The 21,169-nt window shown below is 71.7% G+C and carries 23 protein-coding genes and 1 tRNA gene; 15 read left to right on the forward strand and 9 right to left on the reverse strand.

From position 1 onward, the window contains the following. The first annotated feature begins 65 nt into the window (after positions 1-65). Both folE and ABAZ39_RS00785 read left to right on the forward strand, forming a co-directional pair. Positions 66-755, forward strand: a complete 690-nt coding sequence (gene folE / locus ABAZ39_RS00780; protein ID WP_038525793.1) for a GTP cyclohydrolase I — start codon at positions 66-68, stop codon at positions 753-755. After that, positions 736-1,656, forward strand: coding sequence for a DMT family transporter (locus ABAZ39_RS00785; RefSeq protein ID WP_038525795.1), 921 nt, complete (start codon positions 736-738; stop codon positions 1,654-1,656). The genes folE and ABAZ39_RS00785 overlap by 20 nt, the downstream gene beginning before the upstream one ends. Before the next feature lie 16 nt (positions 1,657-1,672). On the opposite strand, the gene ABAZ39_RS00790 is transcribed toward ABAZ39_RS00785, so the two are convergent. Then, positions 1,673-2,404 (reverse strand): metallophosphoesterase family protein, encoded by a 732-nt coding sequence (locus ABAZ39_RS00790; protein ID WP_038525797.1) that lies wholly within the window; start codon positions 2,402-2,404, stop codon positions 1,673-1,675. Beyond that, on the reverse strand, positions 2,397-3,173 hold the full coding sequence (locus ABAZ39_RS00795) for a nucleotidyltransferase family protein (protein ID WP_038525799.1): 777 nt from the start codon (positions 3,171-3,173) through the stop codon (positions 2,397-2,399). Before ABAZ39_RS00795 ends, ABAZ39_RS00790 begins: the two co-directional genes overlap by 8 nt. 166 nt (positions 3,174-3,339) lie before the next feature. On the opposite strand from ABAZ39_RS00795, the gene ABAZ39_RS00800 reads away from it, so the two are divergent. From ABAZ39_RS00800 to ABAZ39_RS00815, 4 genes are all read left to right on the forward strand, one after another. Continuing rightward, positions 3,340-3,888 carry a hypothetical protein gene (locus tag ABAZ39_RS00800; protein ID WP_144243439.1) on the forward strand — a complete coding sequence of 183 codons (549 nt, stop codon included), beginning with the start codon at positions 3,340-3,342 and terminating at the stop codon, positions 3,886-3,888. Then, positions 3,888-4,103 (forward strand): hypothetical protein, encoded by a 216-nt coding sequence (locus ABAZ39_RS00805; protein WP_038525801.1) that lies wholly within the window; start codon positions 3,888-3,890, stop codon positions 4,101-4,103. The genes ABAZ39_RS00800 and ABAZ39_RS00805 overlap by 1 nt, the downstream gene beginning before the upstream one ends. A 162-nt stretch (positions 4,104-4,265) precedes the next feature. Then, positions 4,266-5,030, forward strand: a complete 765-nt coding sequence (locus ABAZ39_RS37450) for a cold-shock protein (RefSeq protein WP_038525803.1) — start codon at positions 4,266-4,268, stop codon at positions 5,028-5,030. Between the two features lie 135 nt (positions 5,031-5,165). Beyond that, positions 5,166-6,797 (forward strand): alpha-D-glucose phosphate-specific phosphoglucomutase, encoded by a 1,632-nt coding sequence (locus ABAZ39_RS00815; protein ID WP_038525805.1) that lies wholly within the window; start codon positions 5,166-5,168, stop codon positions 6,795-6,797. 60 nt (positions 6,798-6,857) lie between these two features. Here ABAZ39_RS00815 and ABAZ39_RS00820 read toward each other — a convergent pair whose 3' ends face one another. Then, the gene (locus ABAZ39_RS00820; protein ID WP_038525807.1) at positions 6,858-7,544 is read right to left on the reverse strand and encodes a dienelactone hydrolase family protein; all 687 of its coding nucleotides are present in this window, start codon (positions 7,542-7,544) and stop codon (positions 6,858-6,860) included. 119 nt (positions 7,545-7,663) lie between these two features. On the opposite strand from ABAZ39_RS00820, the gene msrB reads away from it, so the two are divergent. The 3 genes from msrB to ABAZ39_RS36000 all read left to right on the forward strand — a co-directional run bounded on the left by msrB (position 7,664) and on the right by ABAZ39_RS36000 (position 9,558). After that, the gene (gene msrB, locus ABAZ39_RS00825) at positions 7,664-8,158 is read left to right on the forward strand and encodes a peptide-methionine (R)-S-oxide reductase MsrB (RefSeq protein ID WP_051657723.1); all 495 of its coding nucleotides are present in this window, start codon (positions 7,664-7,666) and stop codon (positions 8,156-8,158) included. 70 nt (positions 8,159-8,228) lie between these two features. After that, the gene (locus ABAZ39_RS00830; RefSeq protein WP_014239126.1) at positions 8,229-9,248 is read left to right on the forward strand and encodes an LLM class flavin-dependent oxidoreductase; all 1,020 of its coding nucleotides are present in this window, start codon (positions 8,229-8,231) and stop codon (positions 9,246-9,248) included. A gap of 139 nt (positions 9,249-9,387) precedes the next feature. Continuing rightward, positions 9,388-9,558: a hypothetical protein gene (locus tag ABAZ39_RS36000; protein ID WP_014239127.1), complete on the forward strand. Its 171-nt coding sequence runs from the start codon at positions 9,388-9,390 to the stop codon at positions 9,556-9,558. Position 9,559: 1 nt separating this feature from the next. Here the strand turns inward: ABAZ39_RS36000 and ABAZ39_RS00835 are convergent, their stop codons facing one another. After that, positions 9,560-9,961 carry an STAS domain-containing protein gene (locus ABAZ39_RS00835; RefSeq protein WP_038525810.1) on the reverse strand — a complete coding sequence of 134 codons (402 nt, stop codon included), beginning with the start codon at positions 9,959-9,961 and terminating at the stop codon, positions 9,560-9,562. Positions 9,962-10,062: 101 nt separating this feature from the next. Between ABAZ39_RS00835 and icmH the strand changes: the two genes are divergently transcribed. From icmH to tagF, 3 genes are read left to right on the forward strand one after another with little or no spacing between them, the layout of a single operon-like run. Then, positions 10,063-11,406 carry a type IVB secretion system protein IcmH/DotU gene (gene icmH / locus ABAZ39_RS00840; protein WP_051657724.1) on the forward strand — a complete coding sequence of 448 codons (1,344 nt, stop codon included), beginning with the start codon at positions 10,063-10,065 and terminating at the stop codon, positions 11,404-11,406. 10 nt (positions 11,407-11,416) lie between these two features. Then, positions 11,417-13,417 (forward strand): type VI secretion system membrane subunit TssM, encoded by a 2,001-nt coding sequence (tssM, locus tag ABAZ39_RS00845; protein ID WP_247875117.1) that lies wholly within the window; start codon positions 11,417-11,419, stop codon positions 13,415-13,417. Continuing rightward, complete coding sequence (tagF, locus tag ABAZ39_RS00850; RefSeq protein ID WP_014239131.1) at positions 13,417-14,061, forward strand: type VI secretion system-associated protein TagF; 645 nt, start codon at positions 13,417-13,419, stop codon at positions 14,059-14,061. The genes tssM and tagF overlap by 1 nt, the downstream gene beginning before the upstream one ends. 69 nt (positions 14,062-14,130) lie before the next feature. Here tagF and ABAZ39_RS00855 read toward each other — a convergent pair whose 3' ends face one another. Continuing rightward, positions 14,131-14,787, reverse strand: coding sequence for an OmpA family protein (locus ABAZ39_RS00855; RefSeq protein WP_247881601.1), 657 nt, complete (start codon positions 14,785-14,787; stop codon positions 14,131-14,133). A gap of 128 nt (positions 14,788-14,915) precedes the next feature. Between ABAZ39_RS00855 and ABAZ39_RS00860 the strand changes: the two genes are divergently transcribed. The 3 genes from ABAZ39_RS00860 to ABAZ39_RS00870 all read left to right on the forward strand — a co-directional run bounded on the left by ABAZ39_RS00860 (position 14,916) and on the right by ABAZ39_RS00870 (position 17,848). Continuing rightward, positions 14,916-15,953, forward strand: a complete 1,038-nt coding sequence (locus ABAZ39_RS00860) for a DctP family TRAP transporter solute-binding subunit (RefSeq protein ID WP_162473406.1) — start codon at positions 14,916-14,918, stop codon at positions 15,951-15,953. Between the two features lie 105 nt (positions 15,954-16,058). After that, a complete protein-coding gene (locus tag ABAZ39_RS00865) occupies positions 16,059-16,565 on the forward strand; it encodes a TRAP transporter small permease (RefSeq protein ID WP_038525812.1) in 507 nt (168 codons plus the stop codon). After that, positions 16,562-17,848 carry a TRAP transporter large permease gene (locus ABAZ39_RS00870; protein WP_038525814.1) on the forward strand — a complete coding sequence of 429 codons (1,287 nt, stop codon included), beginning with the start codon at positions 16,562-16,564 and terminating at the stop codon, positions 17,846-17,848. The genes ABAZ39_RS00865 and ABAZ39_RS00870 overlap by 4 nt, the downstream gene beginning before the upstream one ends. 37 nt (positions 17,849-17,885) lie before the next feature. Here the strand turns inward: ABAZ39_RS00870 and ABAZ39_RS00875 are convergent, their stop codons facing one another. From ABAZ39_RS00875 to ABAZ39_RS00890, 4 genes are all read right to left on the reverse strand, one after another. After that, on the reverse strand, positions 17,886-18,797 hold the full coding sequence (locus ABAZ39_RS00875) for a DMT family transporter (RefSeq protein ID WP_014239136.1): 912 nt from the start codon (positions 18,795-18,797) through the stop codon (positions 17,886-17,888). Positions 18,798-18,843: 46 nt separating this feature from the next. Further along, entirely contained in the window at positions 18,844-19,257 is a 414-nt protein-coding gene (locus ABAZ39_RS00880; protein ID WP_038525816.1) for a hypothetical protein, read from the reverse strand. 155 nt (positions 19,258-19,412) lie between these two features. Further along, a complete protein-coding gene (locus tag ABAZ39_RS00885; protein WP_038525818.1) occupies positions 19,413-20,996 on the reverse strand; it encodes a glycosyltransferase in 1,584 nt (527 codons plus the stop codon). Between the two features lie 84 nt (positions 20,997-21,080). Continuing rightward, positions 21,081-21,155, reverse strand: a tRNA-Thr gene (locus ABAZ39_RS00890). Positions 21,156-21,169 lie beyond the last annotated feature (14 nt).

Consider the following 21,169-nt stretch of genomic DNA (forward strand, 5'->3'; position numbering starts at 1 on the left):
CAGCTTTAGGAAGGCCGGCGTCAGTCTCGCCGGGTGTGGAAAGAAGAAAGAAGGGATCGGGTTTTATGACGGTGCAGGCAAATGTTCTCGCCCTCGTGCAAGAGGCGATGGAGGCGCGCCGGTCGAACGAGGCGCTCGACACGCCGCTGGACGCCGCGGGCGAGGCTGCCATGATCGACGCCGCGGCGCGGAAGGTCGAAGAACTGCTCGACGTGCTGCGGATCGACCACCGCAACGACCACAACACCCGCGACACGCCGCGCCGCGTCGCCAAGATGCTGGTGCGCGAGCTTCTGAAGGGCCGCTTCACGGCGCCGCCCGAACTGACCGAGTTCCGGAACGCCGAGGAGTTCGACCATCTGATCGTCACCGGCCCGATCGCCGTGCGCTCCACCTGCGCGCACCATCTGATGCCGATCTACGGCACGGCCTTCATCGGCATCCTGCCGGCCAAGGGCGGCAACATCCTGGGCCTGTCCAAGTACGACCGGATCGTCGACCATTTCGCCGCCCGCTTCCAGATCCAGGAAGAGCTGGTCAAGCAGATTGCCAACTTCATCGTGGAGGCCACGCGGCCCCGCGGGCTGGCCGTGCGGATCAGCGCCGTGCACATGTGCAAGACCCACCGAGGCGTGCGCGCCGGCCATGACAGCCGCATGGTCAACAGCTCCTTCCACGGCGAGATGCTGGAGTCGCGCGAGCTGCGCGAGGAGTTCCTGAGGGAGTGCGCGACGCTTGAGCGGTCCGCCCGCTGAGCGGGCCATCCTGCCCGCCCGGACCATCCGGACGGGCGTGGGGTGGCAACCCGGCATCGTGGGGGCGGCGGTCCTCATGGCGGCGTCGCTCGCCCTGGTGCTGACCGCCGGGGCGCTGGCCCGCGAGCTGGGCGCCCGCTACGGCGCGGCGGAGGTGCTGTTCCTGCGCTTCCTGCTGTCGCTGCTGGTGGTCGTCCCGGCGGCCGTCGCGATGGCCGGGCGGCGCGCCCTGTCCGTCACCCGGCCCGGCGGTCACGCGGTGCGGGCGCTGAGCGGCGTCGGCGCGGCGCTGATCTTCTACGCGGCGACCCAGCATCTGCCCTTCGCCGATCTGGTCGCCCTGTCCTACGCGGCCCCGCTGTTCGTGGTGCTGCTGTCCGGCCGGGCCATCGGGGAGCGGACGGGGACGGCCTCCGCCGTCTGCGTCGCGCTGGGGATGGCCGGGGTCCTCCTTATCGCCCCGCCGACGCGGCTGGAGCCGTGGAGCCTCGCCATGCTCGCCATGGCCTTCCTGAACGCGGTCTGCATCCTGGCGACCCGGCGGACGGCCCAGGCCGACGGCCCGGCGGCGACCGGGCTGGTCTTCGTGCTGGCCGGGTGCCTGCTGACCGCCCCGGCGGCCCTGCTGACCGGCTTCCGGCTGCCCGATGCGGCCGACCTGCCGGCCTTCCTGCTGCTGGGTCTTGCCGCGGGGGCGGCCATCCTGCTGAACGCCGCCGCCTTCCGCCGGGCGCCGGCGGCGGTGCTGGCGCCCATCGACTATCTGGGGATCGCCGCCTCGGCGGCCATCGGCTTCCTGTGGTGGGGCGAAAGCCCGTCGCCGGCGGTGCTGCTGGGCGGGGCGCTGATCGCCGCGGCCGGGCTGGGCACGCTGTGGGCCGGCGCGCGGCGGCCGCGCTGACGCCCCGCCGGTTCGATCACAGCTCGATCAGGGCGTAGGGCCTCCCCGACTCCTTCTCGATGGTTTGGGCGACGTTGTAGACCGGCGTGCCGCGCAGGGTCTTGCCGGCGTAGCTGCCGTGGTGGGCGTGGCCGTGGACGACCGCCTGGACGTGGAAGCGGTCGATGGTCTCCGCCAGACGGGAGGAGCCGAGGAAGGGGTAGATCTCGGTCGGTTCGCCGCGCACCGTCTCGGCGATCGGGGCGTAGTGCAGAACGACCATCGTCCGCTCGGTCTCCAGCTGGCGCAGCGCGCTTTCCAGCCGCATCGCCTCGTTCAGCGACTCCTGCACGAACTGCTTGATCGCCGGTTCGCCGAAGGCGTCGAGCATGCGGTTCTCGAACCCGCCGCCGAAGCCCTTCACCCCGGCGAAGCCGACGCCGCGGATCTCCACCGGGTTGCCGTCGAGGAAGCGGACGCCCGCCTGCTCCAGGATGCGCTGAAGCTCCTCGACATGGCCGCATTCGTGGTCGTGGTTGCCCAGCACGGCGACCACCGGGATGCCGATGGCGCGCAGGTCCTCGGCCAGCACCTCGGCCTCGCGCGGCTTGCCGTGGTTGGTCAGGTCGCCGGCCAGCGCCAGGACGTCCGCCCGGTCGGCGATTTCCTGGAACAGCTCGCGGTAGGGGTGGGTGGAGGTTTCCCCCACATGGATGTCGCCGATGGCGGCGACCTTGATCGTTCCTTCAGCCCGAGTGTGTTCAACCATGCTTCGTTTCCTCGCCGACGACGTCGGCGAACCCCCAGTCCGTGACGTCGATCCGATAATCCTCGCGCGAGAACAGCCGCCCCCGGCAGATGCGGGTCTGCGGCACCGGCAGCTTCGCGCGCTCGTTCAGCCGGTCCAGAAGCTCCTGCAACAGCCAGGCGGGGATGTGGTCGCGCTCCGTCGGGTAGATGAAGCGGAAGTTCAGGACGTGCATCAGCAGCACTTCCCAATACTGCTCCATGTGGCCGAGCAGCCGTTTCCAGTCGATGTGGGCGTGCTGCTTCAGGATCATGTGGGCGACGTCGGGGCCGTCGTACTTGTGCCGCATCTGCACGAAGGCCTTGGAGAAGACCATTTCCGTCGGCGGGATGAGCTGCACGTCGGCGCCGCAGACCAGCGCGCGGTGATCCTCCTCGAACCAACGGTCGTTGACCGGGTTGATGGCGGCGGCGGAGTTGAAGATCACGTCGAAGAACAGGTCGCCGTGCAGGACTTTGCCGATCCAGCGCTCGTCCTCGATCTCCGTCGCGAAGCCGCGGTCCTGGAAATGCGCGAGGATACGCGGAAAGTCGCCGCCCCGGCAGAACACGTCGATGTCCTTGGTCGGCCGGGTGATCCCGGTGTAGGCGCTGAGCGCGTAGGTGCCGCCCAGCAGGAAAGGTATGCCGGACTCCGTCAGGACCTTCAGACTCTCCGTGTAGAAGGCCTCGGCCTCGGCCGAAACGTGCGCACGGCCTTCGCGTTCCCGGCTTTCGCAGTTGCCGTCCATCGCACCCCCTCTCCCCCGCCGTTGTCCGTTGCGCCTTCAACAGGAGGAGCGGGCGAAACGGCACCACCGAATGGAGTCCATGGCGGGAAAAATGCGGGCAAAGGCGGGTGGAACCGCAGCACCGCTACACCGGTTGAGGGTGGTATTGCTGATGGGGAGGCAACCGATGGCACGACATCCGATCCCACAGGGCCTTTTGCTCGCCGCCGGCCTCGTGCTGTGCGGCGCCGGTCCCGCCCTGGCGCAGGGAAGCTGCGCCGCGCTGGTCGACCGTTTCGCCGCCGAGAACAATCTGTCGGCCAGCCCACCGCCGGTCGCGACTCCGCCGGGCAGTTCCGGCTCCACCGCGGGGGATGGATCGCTGCCGAGTGGAAGCTCCGGCACGACGCCGGACCAGCTCGCCCGCTCGGGCGGGGTGGTGGCGCCGCCGGCCTCGGGCGACCGGGCGGTGATCGAGCCGCCGCGCACCGGCGCTCCCATGCCGACCGCTCCGGCGGTGCGGCCCGATGCCGCGCCGAACAGCGGCTCCTCGATGGAAAGCGGGTCGATGGGGCAGGCGGCGCGCAACGCCCAGATCGAATCGCTGGTGACCGCCGCTCGCTCCGCCGCGAAGGACGGCAACGAGCAGCTTTGCATGGACTCCCTGGACAAGGCGCGCGGCCTGACCCGCGCCGCGCCGGGTGCTACGGGTGGCACGATGGGCGGGGGAGGCTGATGGCGACGGTGCGGATGATGGCCGAACTGATGGCCGCCGACCTCAGCGTCGCCGGCCCCCTTCCTCCTTCCCCGCCGACTCCCGACATGCCGGTGCCGCCGCCCGGCATGCCGGACATGCCCGGCGACCCCTCGCGGCCGCCGATCAAGGAGCCGCCGGACGCCATCCCCGTTCCCCCGGAGGAACCGCCGCCCAACCCCGAGCGGCTGGCCTGAGTGAGGCCGGTCGAGAGGCTGGTCCGGGAGAAAAATGGCACCAGGGCCGCGGGAGCGCGAAACGGCGCGCCTGCGGTCTTGTGATTCGCGCGGGGAAAGGCGATGTCTTCTCTCGGCACCGAAGGTCGGTGCCGAGTCGCCTCTTGGAGTTCAGTGGGTCTCATGCACCGTCAACCCCCGCGCCAGCACGTCTACCGCCAGCCCGTCGTCCTCGGCACCCAGGTTCAGGCCACCGTCAAGTGGTACGATCCGACCCGCGGCTTCGGCTTTGTCAAGTTCGAGGACGGGTCGCCCGACGCCCTGATCCCCGCCGCCATCGTCGGCACCGCCGGCCACGAGTCCCTGCCGGACGGCGCCACCGTCGTGGTGGACATCGTCGAGGGGCGCAAGGGCAACCAGGTCTCCGCCCTGCATTCCGTGGACACCTCCACCGCCGCTCCGGCCCGCCCGGCCCGTGCCCAGGGCCCACGCCCGTCCTTCGGTGACCGCGGGGGCTTCGGCGACCGCAACGACCGCGGTGGCGACCGCGGGTTCGGCAACCGTGGTTTCAACGACCGGGGTGGGGATCGCGGCGGTGATCGTGGCGGCGACCGCGGGTTCGCTGGCCGGGGCGACAGCCGTGGCTTCAACGATCGGGGTGGTGATCGCGGCTTCAATGACCGGGGCGGCGACCGCGGCGGCTTCGGCGGCCCGCGCCGTCCGGCGGCGGGCGGCCCGACCACCCAGACCGAGGGCACCGTGAAGTGGTTCAACGCCACCAAGGGCTTCGGCTTCATCGCCCAGGACGGTGGCGGCCAGGACGTATTCGTTCACGTCAAGGCGGTGGAGCGTTCCGGCCTGCAGGGGCTGAACGACGGCCAGCGCGTCCGCATCTCCATCCGCCAGGGCGACAAGGGTCCGGAAGCCGTCTCGGTCGAAGAGGCGTAAAGCGTTGGCCTACCGAAGGTAAGGTGTCGTTCGGCCCAGTTGAACGGCGGCGCAAAGCCGCGCATCGTGGCGGGGCCGGGACGGCGGTGCGACGGCGCGCCGCCCCGGCCCGACACGACCAAGAGAGGACGTCCAGTGGTTCCCGTCACCTGTCCAACCACGCCCTTCGACGGCCAGAAGCCCGGCACCTCCGGGCTGCGCAAGGCCGTGAAGGTCTTTGAGCAGCCGCGCTATCTGGAAAACTTCGTCCAATCCATCTTCGACTGCGTGGACGGCCTGTCCGGCGCCACGCTGGTGATCGGTGGCGACGGGCGGTATCACAACCGCACCGCCGTTCAGACCATCCTGCGCATGGCCGCGGCCAACGGCGTCGCGCGCGCGGTAGTCGGGCGCGGCGGCATCCTGTCCACCCCGGCGGCCTCCTGCGTCATCCGCAAGCGCGGCGCCATCGGTGGCGTGATCCTGTCGGCCAGCCACAACCCCGGCGGCCCGGACGGCGATTTCGGCATCAAGTTCAACGCCGCCAACGGCGGCCCGGCGCCGGAGTCGATGACCGACGCCTTCTTCGCCCGCTCCAAGGCCATCACCGAATACAGGACGCTGGAGTCGCCGGACCTCGACCTCGACCGGCTCGGCGAGACGGCGCTCGGCGGCATGGCGGTGGAGGTCATCGACCCGGTGGCCGACTACGCGGAGCTGATGGAATCGCTGTTCGACATGGCGGCGATCCGCAAGCTGTTCGCGTCGGGCTTCCGCATGGTGTTCGACGCCATGCACGCGGTCACCGGCCCCTACGCCACGGAGATCCTGGAACGCCGGCTGGGCGCCCCCGCCGGCACCGTCATCAACGGCACGCCGCTGGAGGATTTCGGCGGGCACCATCCCGATCCGAACCTCGCCCATGCCGAGGAGCTGGTCGAGCGGCTGTTCGGGCCGGACGCGCCGGACTTCGGCGCCGCCTCGGACGGTGACGGCGACCGCAACATGATCCTGGGCCGCAACGTCTTCGTGTCGCCCAGCGACAGCCTCGCCGTGCTGGCCGCCAACGCCACCCACGTCCCGGCCTTCAAGGGCGGTCTGGCGGGCGTCGCCCGCTCCATGCCGACCAGCCGGGCGGTGGACCGCGTGGCGGCGAAGCTGGGGATTTCCTGCTACGAGACGCCGACGGGCTGGAAGTTCTTCGGCACGCTGCTCGACGCCGGGCGCATCAACCTGTGCGGCGAGGAGAGCTTCGGCACCGGCGCCGACCATGTGCGCGAGAAGGACGGGCTGTGGGCCGTCCTGATGTGGCTCAACGTGCTGGCCGCCCGCGGCCTGTCGGTGGCCGAGCTGATGGCCGAGCATTGGGGCACCTACGGGCGCACCTATTACGGCCGCCACGATTACGAGGCCATCCCGCAGGAGGCCGCCGACGCCCTGATCGCCGAATTGCGCGGGACGCTGCCGGGGCTGGCCGGCACGGTCCTCGGCGGGCGCACCGTCGCGGCGGCGGACGAGTTCGCCTACACCGACCCGGTGGACGGCAGCCGGTCGGAGCGGCAGGGCCTGCGCGTCGGCTTCGAGGACGGGTCGCGCATCGTCTACCGCCTGTCCGGCACCGGCACGTCGGGCGCCACGCTGCGCGTCTATTTCGAGCGGTACGAACCGGTCGGCGGCGAGCATGGGCTGGACGCCCCGGTGGCACTGAAGCCGCTGGCCGATCTGGCTGCGGAACTGGCCGGCATCGAGCGCCACACCGGCCGCACCAAGCCGGACGTTGCCACCTGATCGAAGACGGTTGACGGAAAAGGCCCTTCCTTCCGCGGCGGAGGAAGGGCCTTTTTCTTTTCAGAACACCGCCTGGAGCAGGCCCAGCGTGCGCCGCTTGGCCAGGGCGGCGCTGGCCGCGTCGTAGCTGGCGCGCTCGTCGCAATTGAAGCCGTGTCCGGCCGGATAGAGGTGCGTGATGGCGGCGGGATGGCGCTGGCGCACCGCCTCGGCCACCGTCAGGGGAATGGCGTGGTCCGTCTCCCCGAAATGCAGCAGCACGGGCGTGCGCGGCGCCTCGTCCAGCCGGTTGCCGATTCCGCCGCCGTAATAGGCGACGGCGGCGCGGACCGGCAGGCGCGACGCGGCGGCCCAGGCGATGGTGCCGCCCCAGCAATAGCCGGCGATGGCCGCCCCCTCCGCCCCGCCGAGATGGGCGAGCCCCGCCGCCACGTCGGTCAGAGCGTCCTCGACGCTGACCGCATTCATCAGGTCGCGACCGCGCTGGACGCCGGCCTCGTCGTAGGGCAGTTCCACCCCGCGCTGCGCCCGGTCGAACAAGGCGGGGGCCAGCGTGCGGTAACCGTCGGCCGCGTAGCCGTCGCAGACGCGGCGGATGTGGCTGTTGATCCCGAAAATCTCCTGGACGATCAGAAGCCGCCCCTTCTCCGGCCCGACGGGCCGGGCTTCGTAGGCGGTCAGCCGGTGCCCGTCGGACGCCGTCAGGTGCGTCCAGGCGCCGGTCGTGCCGGTGGTCGTTCCGGTCATGGCTGGTCTCTCCCTCCATTCGTTCCGTGCAGGGAAGATAGCAGCCTGACGCCGGGTGTCATCCGCGACCGACTGGCCCATATCCCCTAGGACCGTCACCCCGTCACTGGAGCCGCCCGATGTCCGCCCCCGCCGACCGTTCCCCGACCGCTGGACCCTTCGACCTGACGCCGCCGACACCGGAGCAGCGCGCGGTGCTGGTGGAGCGCCTGTCGGACGAGGAGCGGCATGTCCTGCTGAGCCACGGGACGGAGGCGCCCTTCTGCGGCGGCCTGCTCGACAACAAGAAGCCGGGCACCTACGCCTGTCGGCTGTGCGGCCTGCCGCTGTTCCGGTCCGGGACGAAGTTCGAATCCGGCACCGGCTGGCCCAGCTTCACCGCGCCCTATGAGAACGCGCATCTGAAGCTGGTGCAGGACAACAGCTACGGCATGGTGCGGGTGGAGACGCTGTGCGCCCGCTGCGGCAGCCACCAGGGCCACGTCTTCCCGGACGGCCCGCCGCCGACCGGCATGCGCTTCTGCATCAACTCCGTCTCGCTGGCCTTCCTGCCCGAGGGGCGGACGCCGGCGAGGAGCGTTCAGGACTGGGTGGAGGAGGGAGCGGCGTTCTAGCAGACGCTTGGCCCCTCCCTCGTGCAACAGCACCTCCCCCAAACCTCCCGTTTCATTGGATACCCCCGTCATGCCGACCGACGACACCTCCCGCTTCCCCATCTCCGTCCTCGACCTCGCCCCGGTGCCGGAAGGCAGCACGCCGGGCGACGCCTTGCGCAACACGCTGGACCTCGCCCGCCACGCCGAGCGGCTGGGCTACCGCCGCTACTGGCTGGCCGAGCACCACAACATGACCGGCATCGCCAGCGCCGCGACCTCGGTCGTCATCGGCCATGTGGCGGCGGGCACCGCGACCATCCGCGTCGGCGCCGGCGGCATCATGCTGCCCAACCACTCGCCGCTGGTCATCGCCGAGCAGTTCGGCACGCTGGAGGCGCTGTTCCCCGGCCGCATCGACCTCGGGCTGGGCCGGGCGCCCGGCACCGACCAGATGACGCTGCGCGCCCTGCGCCGCGACCCGTCGGTGGCGGAGCAGTTCCCCCAGGACGTGCTGGAGCTTCAGGCCCTGCTCGGCCCCGTCCAGCCGGGCCAGCGCGTGCAGGCGGTGCCCGGCGCCGGGTCGAACGTGCCGCTGTGGATCCTTGGCTCCAGCCTGTTCGGCGCGCAGCTTGCCGCCGCCTTCGGCCTGCCCTACGCCTTCGCCTCGCACTTCGCGCCGGACGCGCTGATGCGGGCGTTGCAGGTCTACCGGGAGAACTTCACCCCCTCGGCGCAGCTCGACCGGCCCTACGCCATGGTCGGGGTGAACGTCGTCGCCGCCGAGACCGACGCGGAGGCGCGCCGGCTCTTCACCTCCGCCCAGCAGAGCTTCGCCCGTCTGATCCGCGGCACCCGCGGCCAATTGCCGCCGCCCATCGACGACATCGAGAGCTTCTGGTCGCCGCTGGAGAAGGCGCAGGCGATGAACATGCTGTCCTGCTCCTTCGTCGGCTCGGCGGAGACGGTGCGGCGCGGGCTGGAGGCCTTCCTCGCCGAGACCGGGGCCGACGAGATCATGGTGGCCTCGGCCATCCACGACCACGCGGCGCGGGTGCGCTCCTACGAGATTCTGGCGGAGGTCCACGGGGCGCTGCGGGCCGCGGCCTGACGCGCTCCAAATTGGGGGAGAGGCCCGGCGCAACCGCACAGCGCGCTTCGCGGACTGCGCCATGGACCGCGCCCGAGGGGAGTCTTATCGTCTGTGGCCCGGCGTCGCGCGACGCGGTTCACAGAGATGGAGAGGGGATATGGCCGAGTTTCCCCACGCCAGCAGGGTCAACGTTACGCTTGATCTGCCGCTCGACGTCTATCGGCGTCTGGAACAGCAGGCGCGCTACATGAGCGTTACCGTCGAGGCGCTGCTGAAGACTATCCTGGCGCAGCAGCTCTACGACTCCAGTCTTCGCAATATGGATTAGTTCATTGTCGTGAGGCGGCGCGCACGGCGGCCTCAAGGTCGCCGTGACTCTCCAGAAGCGCCGCCAGCCCGGCCTCCTCCAGCACGCCGCGGATCGGGCCGGGCACCGCCGCCAGCACGATCCGCACGCCGGACCGCACCCCTGCGCTTCCCGCGCCCGGCCGCGCCTGCCGCACCGCCAACAGCAGCGAGCGCAGTCCCGCCGGGGTCAGTTGCGTCACCGCCGACAGGTCGAGCACCAGCCCGGCCGGCGTCTTTCCGGGCGCGTCCGATGCGGGGTCCGGGGTGGCGGGGGCCAGCGCTGCGGACAGCCGCGCCTCGAACCGGGGGGCGGCGGCGCTGTCGATCGGCCCCACCGGGCGCAGGATCGTCACATCGCCGCGCACCTCTTCCGCGATTTGCATCAAACCCTCCGATTTCCCCATCCGGCTGGGCCTGCTATACCTCCTCCGGCGGGGGATTTCCCATCACACGGATCATCATACAGCAGAGCGGCGGCGGGGGCATGGAATCGGACGGACGCTTCGGCGGCGGGGCGGGCCTGCGGGACGGCGGGGAGTTTTCCGCGGAGTCCGGCGGTGGGCCGCGCGCGCTCCCGGCCTTCCTCGCGGCGGGGCCCGCCGTGGCCCCGGAGGACCGCCCGCCGGCGGAGGCGCCGCCGGACCAGCCGGCGCGGCTGCGTGGGGCGCTGAACCCGCTGCTGGCCGCTGCCGGGCCACTGCTGGACCTCGCCGGGTCGCTGCGCGAACGCTCGGGGCACGAGAATCCGGAGGGGCTGCGCGACGTCATCCTCGCCGAGGTCCGCCGCTTCGAGGAGGAGGCCGCCGCCATCGGCGTCCCGCCGGAGGAGGTGCGCGTCGCCCGCTTCGCCCTGTGCACCATGCTGGACGACGTGGTGCGGGCAACCCCCTGGGGGGCGCGCTGCCGCTGGGCGCGCGAGGGGCTGGCGGTGGTGGTCGATCCCGGCGCCGGCGGGCCGGACCGCTTCTTCGACCTGCTCGACACCATGCTGAGCGACCCGCGCCTGCACCGGCTGGAGCTGGAGCTGTTCTACGCCTGCCTGTCGCTGGGCTTCGAGGGCAAGTTCCGCGACAAGCCGCGCGGCGCCCACGACCTCGCCCATCTGCGGGACGAGCTGTTCCGCGTGCTGCGCCGCCTGCGCGGCGAGCGGGAGCGCGCGCTGTCGCCGCAATGGCGCGGCGTCGCCGAACGCTTCCGCCCGCTGGGGCATGTGCTGCCGCCCTGGCTGGCCGCGGTGGCGGTGGCGACGCTGCTCGGCGGGCTGTTCCTGACCCTGTCGGCCTCGCTGGGCGGCCGGGCGGACGCGGTGGTGGCCCGGATGGGCGCGCTGCTCCCCGACCGGCCGCTGGAGCTGGTCCGCGCCGTCCCGCCGCCGCCGCCCAGCGCGGGTCCGGCGCTGGCCGTCCGCGTCACCGCCCTGCTCCAGCCGGAGATCCGTTCCGGCGCCGTGGCGGTGCTGGCCGGCGACGACGGGGCGCTGGTGATCCGCATCGAGGGGGCGGGCATGTTCGCCACCGGCAGCGACGCCATCCGCGCCCGCTACCGCGCCGTGGTCGACCGCGTCGGGCAGGCGCTGGGTCCCGAGGCGGGGCGCGTGGTGGTGGTCGCCCACACCGACGACCAGACCCCGCGCGGCGGCGGGCTGCCGACGCCGGAGGCGCTGACCGAGGCGCGGGCGGTGGCCGTTCTGAAGATCCTGGAGCGCACGCTGGGCGCCGAGCGCCTGACAGCCGAAGGGCGGGGCGAGCGCGAACCGCTGGCCCCCAACACCACGCCGGCCAACCGGGGCGCCAACCGGCGCGTCGATGTCCGCCTCTACCCCGAATAGGCCGCGGTCCATGAGCGAACCGTCCCCGCGCACCCGCCCCGACTCCCGTTCCCGCAACCGCAACCGGTCCCGCCGCGCCGACCCGGCGATGGCGCCGCGCCTGCGCTGGTGGACCACGCTCGCGGTCGCCCTGTCGGTCGGGCTGCTCGGCTGGGCGGTGATGCCGCTGCTCGGCTTCGGCGGCCTGGCCCGCCTGCTGCCGGCGCTGGTCCTGCTCGGCCTGTGGTACGCGCTGAACCGGCACGAGGACGGCCGGCAGAGTGCGGCCAACGCCCGCTTCGTCGAGGCGCTGGCGGCGTCCCGCGATCCCGAGCTGAAGGCGTCGCTGGACGAGCTGGGCACGGTGCGCGAGCGGCTGGACGCGGTGATCGACCGGCTGAAGACGCAGCGCTTCGGCGCGCGCTGGGGCGGTCAGTATCTCTACCAACTTCCCTGGTATCTGGTGATCGGCGCCCCCGGCTCGGGCAAGACGACGGCGCTGGCCAACGCCCGGCTGGGCGCGGCGCTGGGCGGCGGTCTGGACGGCATGCCGGTGCAGAATCTGGGCGGCACGCGCAACTGCGACTGGTGGTTCACCGACGAGGCGGTGCTGATCGACACGGCGGGCCGCTACACCACCCAGGACAGCCGCCGCGCCATCGACGGGCGCGTCTGGTCCGGCCTGCTCGACCTGCTGAAGGAGCACCGCCCGCGCCAGCCGGTGAACGGCGTGCTTCTGACCATCAGCCTGACCGATCTCGCCGGCTGGAGCGACGCGGAGCGGCACAACCACGCCATCACCATCCGCCAGCGGCTGGGCGAGCTGCGCGCCCATCTCGGCATCCGCGTGCCGGTCTATCTGCTGTGCACCAAGGCCGACCTCGTGGACGGCTTCACCACCTATTTCGACCCGCTGGACCGGGCGGAGCGCGCCCAGATCTGGGGCATCACCTTCCCGGTGGAGGACCTGCCGCCCGGCCCGCTGGCCAGCTTCCACGCACAATACGCGGCGCTGCTGCGCCGGCTGGAGGAGCGTCTTCCCGAACGGCTGCACCAGGAGCCGGACATCCAGCGGCGCGGCGACGCCTTCGCCTTCCCGCTGCGCATGGCGGGCTTCGAGGCGGCGCTGGCCGACCTCGTCGACACCGCCTTCACCGCGGAGGCCGAGGAGGCGGTGCCGCTGCTGCGCGGCATCTACCTGACCAGCGCCACGCAGCCCGGCGCCTCCGCGGAATCGCCGGCCCAGACCTTCTTCCTGGAGCGTCTGCTGCCCGAGGTGGTCTTCCCCGAGGCCAACATGGTCGGGGTGGACCGCGCGCTGGAGCGGGCGCGGCGGCGGCGCCACGTCTGGGCGCTGGGCGGGACGGCGGCGGCAGGGCTGCTGCTCGGGCTGGCCGGGCTGAGCAGCCACCGCGCCAACGAGGCGCTGCTGGCGCGAGCGGAGGCCGCCGTGGCGGTGGCGGAGGAGCGGCTGCGCGCCCTCGACACCCCGCCGCGCTCGCTGACGCGGGTGGAGGATTCCGACTTCCTCGCCGTCCTGCCGGCGCTCGACGCGCTGCGCGCGCTGCCCGCCGGTTGGACCGAGCGGGCGGAGCGGCGGGCGTCCCTGCTCGGCTTCGGCCTGTCGCAGGGGGAGCGCGTCGGCCTGCCCGCCGAGGACGTCTACCGCCGGGCGCTGCGCAGCGTGTTCCTGTCGCGCATCGTGCTGCGGCTGGAGGAGCAGTTGCGCACCGGCTGGGCGCGGCCCGACCTGCTGCGGCAGAGCCTGCGCGCCTACGCCATGATCGGCGGGCGCGAGCCGCTGGACCCAACGGTTCTGGCCGAATGGCTGGCCGCCGACTGGCAGCGCACGCTTCCCGGCGCCGCCCATGAGGCGGAGCGCCGGGCGCTCGGCGACCATCTGGCCGCTCTGGTCGAGGCCGGCTTCGCCCCGGTGCCGCCGGACGAGGCTCTGGTGTCGCGCGTCCTCGACGTGCTGGGCCAGCCGACCGCGCCGATGCCGCGCATCCCCAACAACGGCGGGGCCGGCTGATGAGCCCCGGTTTCGCGGTGGGCTTCCACGGGAAGGTGCCGGCGCGCGGTGATTTTGTCGGCTACGGCCTGCCGCGCGGCGTGCTGCTTCCCTGGGACGCCTGGCTGACGGAGGTCCTGGACGCGGCGGTGCGCCAGCTCGGCTCGCCCTGGGAGCGGCTGTTCCAGTCGGCCCCGGTCTGGCGCTTCGCCCTGTCGCCCGGCCTGTGCGGGGAGCCGCCGCTGGCCGGCATCATGATGCCCAGCGCCGACCGGGTGGGCCGGCAATACCCCTTCACCATCGTCGGCACGCTGCCCTACGGCACCGACCTCGCGGTGGTGCCGGTGGCCTGCCTGCACTGGTTCACCCGCGCGGAATCCATCGCCGCCGACGCCTGCCGCGCCGGGGCCGACGTGGACGCGCTGCCCGCCCGCATGGCGATCCTGGGCCGCCCGGAACCGAACGGCGCCGACCCCACCGTCGCCACAGTGGTCGAGGAGCGCGTCGGCCCGCTGCCGCCCCGCGCCAGCCTGTGGTGGAGCCGCGGCGGCGGGCGGGTTCCGCCCTCGGTGCTGACCTGCTGCGGCCTGCCGCGCTCGTCCCGCGCCGCCGCCTTCATCGACGGCGCCTGGGAGCGGCGGGGCTGGGACGATCTGGACGGGTAGGGGGAAAGGTTCAAGCGTCGAGCCCCCCTCCCGACCTCCCCCCGCTTCGCAGGGGGAGGAGAACAGTCCTCACCCGCCCAAATTCACGATCTCCACCCGCCGGTTCTCCGCGGCCTTCGGCTTTTTGGGCAGCAGCGGTTCCCGCGCGCCCATCCCGGCGGTGTCCAGCCGGTCGCGGCGCACGCCGTGCCGCTCCGCCAGATAATCCGCCACGGCGTCGGCCCGGCGCTGCGACAGCGCCCGGTTGGCCGCGTCGCCGCCCACCGCGTCGGTGTGGCCGACGATGCGGAAGCGGGCCTTGGCCGTCTCCGGCGCCGTCATCACCACGCCGATGCGGTCGAGCACCGCCCGCGATTCCGGGCGGATGCGCGCCGAGTTGAAGTCGAAGCCGATCCGGAAGGCGGCGCGCAGCCCGGCCTTCAGCGCCGCGACGGGCGGGTCCTGCGGCGGCCCCGGCAGGGCGGGCACCGCCACCGGTGCGGGGGCCGGTGCGGGAGCCGGGGACGATGCCGCCGCGACGGGCGGCGGCGGCGGGCGCTTCATCACGATGGGCGGGCAGCCGGGTCCGGCGGCGCCGAACAAGGCGGCCTGGATCTCGCATTCGCTGGGGTTGGGGCCGAGCGGGACGGCGGGTGCCGCCGCCGATTGCGCCAGGGCCGGACCCGCGGGAAGGGCCAGCCCGTCCCCTAAAAGTCCGAACGCCAGAATCCCGATTGTTGGGAACATCCGCATGTGCATGCCCGCATTGTCCCAGGCTTGGGGGCGGGCCGTCAAATTCCGCGTGGAACAGTCGTGCGTGCCTCTGTACGATCCCGGTCCGATCTTTCGTTTGCGGTATGCGGGAGGAAACAAGAATGAAGTCGATGAAGGCGCTGTTCGCCGGTCTGGCTCTGGCCGCCATGGTTCTGCCAGGCGTGGTCGCCAACGGCGCGGCGGCGGCGGACTACAAGGCCGAGTACAAGCTGTCCACCGTGCTGGGCAAGCCGTTCCCCTGGGGCATCGGCGGCGACCGCTGGGCCGAGCTGGTCAAGGAAAAGACCAACGGGCGCATCAATGTGAAGATGTATCCCGGCTCCGCCCTGGTGAACGGCGACCAGACCAAGGAATTCACCGCGCTGCGCCAGGGCGTGATCGACATGGCGGTGGGCTCCACCATCAACTGGTCGCCGCAGGTGAAGGAGCTGAACCTCTTCTCGCTGCCCTTCCTGATGCCCGACCACAAGGCGATGGACGCGCTGACCCAGGGACCGGTCGGCAAGCAGCTGTTCGACCTGCTCGCCACCAAGGACGTGGTGCCGCTGGCCTGGGGCGAGAACGGCTTCCGCGAGGTCTCCAACTCCAAGCACGCCATCAGCAAGCCGGAGGATTTGAAGGGCCTGAAGATCCGCGTCGTCGGCTCGCCGCTCTACCTCGACACCTTCACCGCGCTGGGTGCCAACCCGACGCAGATGAGCTGGGCCGACGCGCAGCCCGCCCTGTCCACCGGCGCCGTCGACGGGCAGGAGAACCCGGTCGCCGTCTTCACCGCCGCCAAGCTGCCGACGCTCGGCCAGAAGCACCTGACCCTGTGGGGCTACGTCGCCGACCCGCTGATCTTCGTGGTCAACAAGGAGGTCTGGAACAGCTGGTCCAAGGAGGACCAGGAGGCGGTGCGCGCCGCCGCCGTCCAGGCCGCCGCGGAGGAGGTCGCCATCGCCCGCAAGGGCATCACCGCCCAGGACGACAGCCTGCTGAAGGAGTTGGCCGGCCAGGGCGTGGCGGTCGTGCAGCTCACGCCCGAGCAGCAGAAGGCCTTCCAGGCCGCCACCCGCGCTGTCTACGACAAGTGGGCCAAGACCATCGGCCCCGACCTCGTAAAGGCCGCCGAGACCTCGATCGCCGGCCGCAACTAAGCCTGCCCGGCGCCCGTCCGCTTCCGCTCCGGCGGTGAGCGGGCGGGCGCCATTCCTTTCCAAAGTCCGTTCCAGCCCGCCCGTCCCCGTCCAGAGAACCCGTTCATGACCGAAGACCCCGAACTGACGCCGCGCGAAGAGCCGCGCCCGCGCGTTCCCATCCGGATCGAGGAGGCGCTGGCGGCGCTGGCCATCGCGGCGATGGGGGTGATCACCTTCGCCAACGTGATCACGCGCTATCTGACCAACATCTCGCTCGCCTTCACGGAGGAATACGCCATCGCCCTGATGGTTGTGATGACCATGCTCGGCGCCTCGGTCGCGGTCGTGCGCAACCATCACATCCGCATCACCTATTTCGTGGACCGGCTGCGCCCGGTCATGCGCCGCCGGGCCGAGCTGTTCGCCATCGCCATCACGGCGCTGGTCTTCCTGGGGCTGGCCGTCTACGGCGCGCGGATGGTCTGGGACGAGTACCGGTTCGAGGAGACGTCGCCCGGCCTGGGCGTGCCGCAGTGGATCTACTCGATCTGGCTGCCGGTCCTGTCGGTGGTCATCGTGCTGCGGGCGCTGGGCCGCGGCATCCGCGTCGCGCGGGGGAACGAGCAATGACCACCGCGCTGCTGTTCGGCGGATTCTTCGCGCTGCTGATCGCCGGCGTGCCCATCGGCGCGGCGCTGGCGCTCGCCGGGGCCGTGGTGATCGGTGTCGCCGGCCTTGGCATCATGTCGCTGCCGACCACCGTCTACACCGGCATGGCAAAATACCCGCTGCTTGCCATTCCCATGTTCGTCCTGACCGGCCTGATCTTCGAGCGGTCGGGCGTGGCGGAGCGTCTGGTGAAGTTCGCGCTGGCCGTGATCGGCAAGCGGCAGGGCGCCCTGCCGGCAGTCGCCATCATCGTGGCGATGTTCATGGGCGGCATCTCCGGTTCCGGCCCGGCGACCTCCGCCGCGGTGGGGGCGGTGATGACCGCGGCCATGCTGCGCGAGGGCTATCCGCGGGCCTTCACCGCCAGTGTCATCGGCGCGGCGGCGGCGACGGACATCCTGATCCCGCCCTCCATCGCCTTCATCATCTACAGCGTGATGGTGCCGCAGGCGTCGGTGCCGGCCCTGTTCGCGGCGGGCATGATCCCCGGCATCCTGGCCGGTCTGGCCCTGGTCATCCCGGCGGTCTGGATGTCGCGCCGCAACGGCTTCGGCGAGGTCGCGCGGGCGGGCGAGACGCGCCCGTCGATCTGGAAGGCCTTCAAAGAGGCGATCTGGGGCCTGATGGCGCCCGTGGTCATCCTGGGCGGCATGCGCGCGGGCCTGTTCACCCCGACCGAGGCGGCGGTGGTGGCCGCGGTCTACGGCCTGTTCGTCGGCTTCTTCATCTACCGGACGCTGACCCTGCGCATGGTCTACGACGTGCTGGTGGAGTCGGCGGAGATCTCCGCGATCATCCTGATGGTGGTGGCGCTGGCCGGCGTCTTCGCCTGGGCGACCGGGACGCTGGGCGTCATCGACCCCATCGCCCGGGGGATCGTCGATCTCGGCATCGGGCAGTACGGCGTTCTCGCCCTGCTGATCGCAGCGCTGGTGGTGATCGGGATGTTCCTGGACGGGGTGTCCACCTTCCTGATCCTGCTGCCGATCCTGGTGCCCATCGCCAACCACTTCAACTGGGACTTGGTGTGGTTCGGCGTGATCCTGACGATGAAGCTGGCGATCGGCCAGTTCTCCCCGCCGATGGCCGTCAACCTGATGGTCACCTGCAAGATCGCCGGCACCACCATGGAAGCCACGGTGCGCTGGGTCGGCTGGCTGATCCTGGCGATGTTCCTGGCGCTGGCCGCGGTGGTGGTCTTCCCCGGGCTGGCGCTCTGGCTGCCGCGCAGCCTGGGCTACTGAGGGTGACGGACGCGGGGGCGCCTTGCGCGTCCCCGCCTCAGCCCTTCCGGCGGGTCGCCAGCAGGATGCCCGCCGCGATCAACCCGATGCCTGCGGCGTGGTAGAGGTGGGGCTGCTCGCCGAGGAACAGGATGGCGAGGATGCTCCCGAACACCGGCATCAGATGGATGCACATCCCCGCCGTGTTGGCGCCCACCAGGGCCACGGCGCGGTTGAAGCAGAGATAGGCGGCGATTGACGGGAACAGCGCCACATAGGCGACCGCCCCCAGCGCCGTCGGGGTGATCGGCATGGGGTTCCCGCCGACGCTTTCCCAGAGATAGAAGGGCAGCAGCATCGCCGCCCCGCCCGCGAAGGTGACGGCGATGAAGCTGAGGCCGTGCACCGCCGGGCGGCGGCGCAGCAGGGCGGTGTAGGCGGCGTAGCCGAGCACCGCCGCCAGCACCCACAAATCCCCGGCGGCGAGCTGCAACCCGATCAGCACCGCCGGGTCGCCCCGCGCGATCAGCGTCAGGGCGCCGGCCAGCGACACGGCGATGCCCACCCCCTGCAGCGGGGTCACCCGGTCGCCGAACAGCGCCAAGCTCATCAGCACGATCAGCACCGGCATGGAGGACTGCATCATCACCGCGTTCAGCGCCGTGGTGGTGTGCAGCCCGACATAGAGGAAGGTGTTGAAGACGGCGATGCCCAGCGCCGACAGCAGCAGCACGACCGGCCATTGGGCGGCCAGCGCCCGCGCGTCGTGCCGCAGGTGCCGCCACGCGAAGGGCAGCACCAGCAGCATCCCCAGCGTCCAGCGCCAGAAGGCCAGCCCGACCGGCGGCACCTCGCCCGACACCGCGCGGCCCAGGACGGCGTTGCTGGCCCAGAACAGCGGCGGCAACATCATCAGAAGCCACGCCTGATCGAACAGGCGGCGGCGGGCGGGGGTGGCGTTTTCGCTCACGGCTGGCAACTCATCGGACTGGACGCCTCAAGGTGGGTTCCGCGGCTCAGCCGCGGCGGCGCGGGGAGGCGAAGGGCGAAAGGGGGCCATCGCCACGCGCACCATCGCCCCGGGGACCATCACCGCGCGGGCCATCCGACCGGAAGCTCTCGCTGCGGGAGAAGCCCTCGCGGCGCGGGCGGTCGCCGCGGGGACCGTCACTGCGCGGACCATCGCCACGGGGGCCGCGCCCCTCGCCACGGGGACCGTCGCCGCGGCCTTCGCGCGGCGGCTTCGGCGGCTGGCGCATCTCCGCGTCCAGCTCGGCGATGCGCTTCACCAGCGCTTCACGGATCGCCGGGGCCGCGTGGGACTTCAGGGTGGCGAGCTGCTCCTTCAACTGCTGGAGCTGAAGCTGCTTCTGCTCCCGCGTGCGCTTGATGGCGACGTTGTCGGAATGCTGGCCGTCGAAGGCGCGCATGAAAAGGTCCTCGTTGCAGAAAATAAGACACCCGCCGCGGCGTCCCAGCGGACGCCCGGTCGGGGAGCGCGGAATATTGGAAAGGCACCGGCGCCAAAGCAAGCCGGGAGTTTGCTCCGCCTGTGCGATAAAGCGGTTGACGGCGGCGGCCCGGATCACTCCGCACCGATCACTCCGCGGGACCGCCGGCTGCGGAACAGCGCCGCCGCCTCGTCGAGATAGCGCGACAGGTCGGCGGCGGCCTCCGTCGGTCCGGCGCGGCGCGACCCTTGGACACGGGCCTCCGCGGCGGCGGCGGCCAGGGCGGCGGGGTCGGCGGCTAACGCGGCCAGCCGTTCGACGAAGGCGCCGTAGTCGGGGTGGATGAAGCGCGGGCCGACGACGCTGGCGACGTCGCCGCCGGGAAGCGACAGCGGCACCGCCCCGGCGGCCAGGGCCTCGGCGGCGCTGGCGCCCCCGCCGGTCCGCCGGGGATTCACATAGGCGTCGCAGACCGCCAGCAGGGCGCCCATGTCCGACACATAGCCCAGGCATTGCAGCCGTGCCGCATGGGGTGACACGGCCAGCCGCCGGGGCAGGGCGTCGGCGTGCCCGGTGAAGACGGCAACGGCGCGCGGCACGCGGTCGAACAGCGCCTCCAGCATGGTGAGGAAGGCGCCGTCCGCCTCCTCGTCCAGCCGGTTGCCGACGACGGCGCAGACGAAGGCGCCCTCATCGAGCCCGAAGGTGGCGCGCGATCCCTCTTTCCTCGGGGTGGCCCCGGCCAGCGAATGCAGGAAGCGGAAGGGCCGCCAGGACCGGGCCAGCGGCCCGTGGGTGGGTGCCGCGCCTCCGCCGAAATCCAGCACGATGTCGGCCAGCGAGAGGGTGGCACCGCTGGTGGTCGGGATGCACAGGGTGGGGCGCGCCCCGGCCATCAGGTCGGCCACGACGCAGGACCCGCCGAGCGACAGAACGGCGTCCGGGTCGAGCGCCGTGATGGCCTCCAGGAACCAGGCGATCTTGCCGGGGCTGACGCAGGGCTCGACCGACGACAGCATCCGGTACGTACGCCCGTCCGCTTCGATTCTCTGATCGCCGGAGAGGGTGGGCTCCACCGACGCCGCGAAGGAGGGCACGAACAGGCTGTGCACCTCCGTCGGCATGATGTTGGTGTTGAGGATCACCACCTCCCGCCCGCAGCGGTCCTCCAGCAGGGCGGCGTAGGACAGCAAGTCGCGCGACGGCTGGTGGCGCAGCGACAGGAACTGGTTGGTCACCAGCACAACCCGCCCGCTGTCCGCTCCCCCGGCCCGGCGGGCGGGTGGAACGACGGCCTGACGACGGCGGATCTCGTCGAGGATGCGGCGGTAGAAGGGGAATTGCCGTTCCTCGAAGAAGCCGGAGCGGCTCGCCGGGTTCATGCGCATCAGGAAGAGTTGGCGCCCGATGCCGGCGTGGATGTGCAGCAGCCCTTCCAGCCCGGATTGCGCGATGTTGGCCTCCACCACGTCGAGCAACTCGTCGTAATAGCGCAGGTCACCGGAGACGGCGGCCATGGCCGACAGCAGCAGGACGGTGTCCGTTCCCCGCGCCAAGCGGGGCAACTCCCGTGCCGCCCGCGCCCGCTCGGCCCTGGGCCGGTCGAGAAAAGCCTCGCAGAGGGTTTCGACGGCCTTCAGGTCGCGCCCGCTCATCACGGGCCGGCGCAGTGCGGCGGCGAGGTCGGTGAGGGGGGAGGTGGTGAGTGGCTGGGACATCGGCCTTGCTGCGGAAAGCGGGCGCGATGAGTCATGCCACATATGGAAAGGCCCCGGAAGGCGTTACCTTCCAGGGCCTTAGAGTGGTGCCGCAGCAGGGATTTGAACCCCGGACCTACTGATTACGAATCAGTTGCTCTACCCCTGAGCTACTGCGGCGCCGACGTCGGTGC

Origin of the sequence: Azospirillum argentinense (assembly GCF_000632475.1) — a bacterium.
Taxonomy (GTDB): domain Bacteria; phylum Pseudomonadota; class Alphaproteobacteria; order Azospirillales; family Azospirillaceae; genus Azospirillum; species Azospirillum baldaniorum.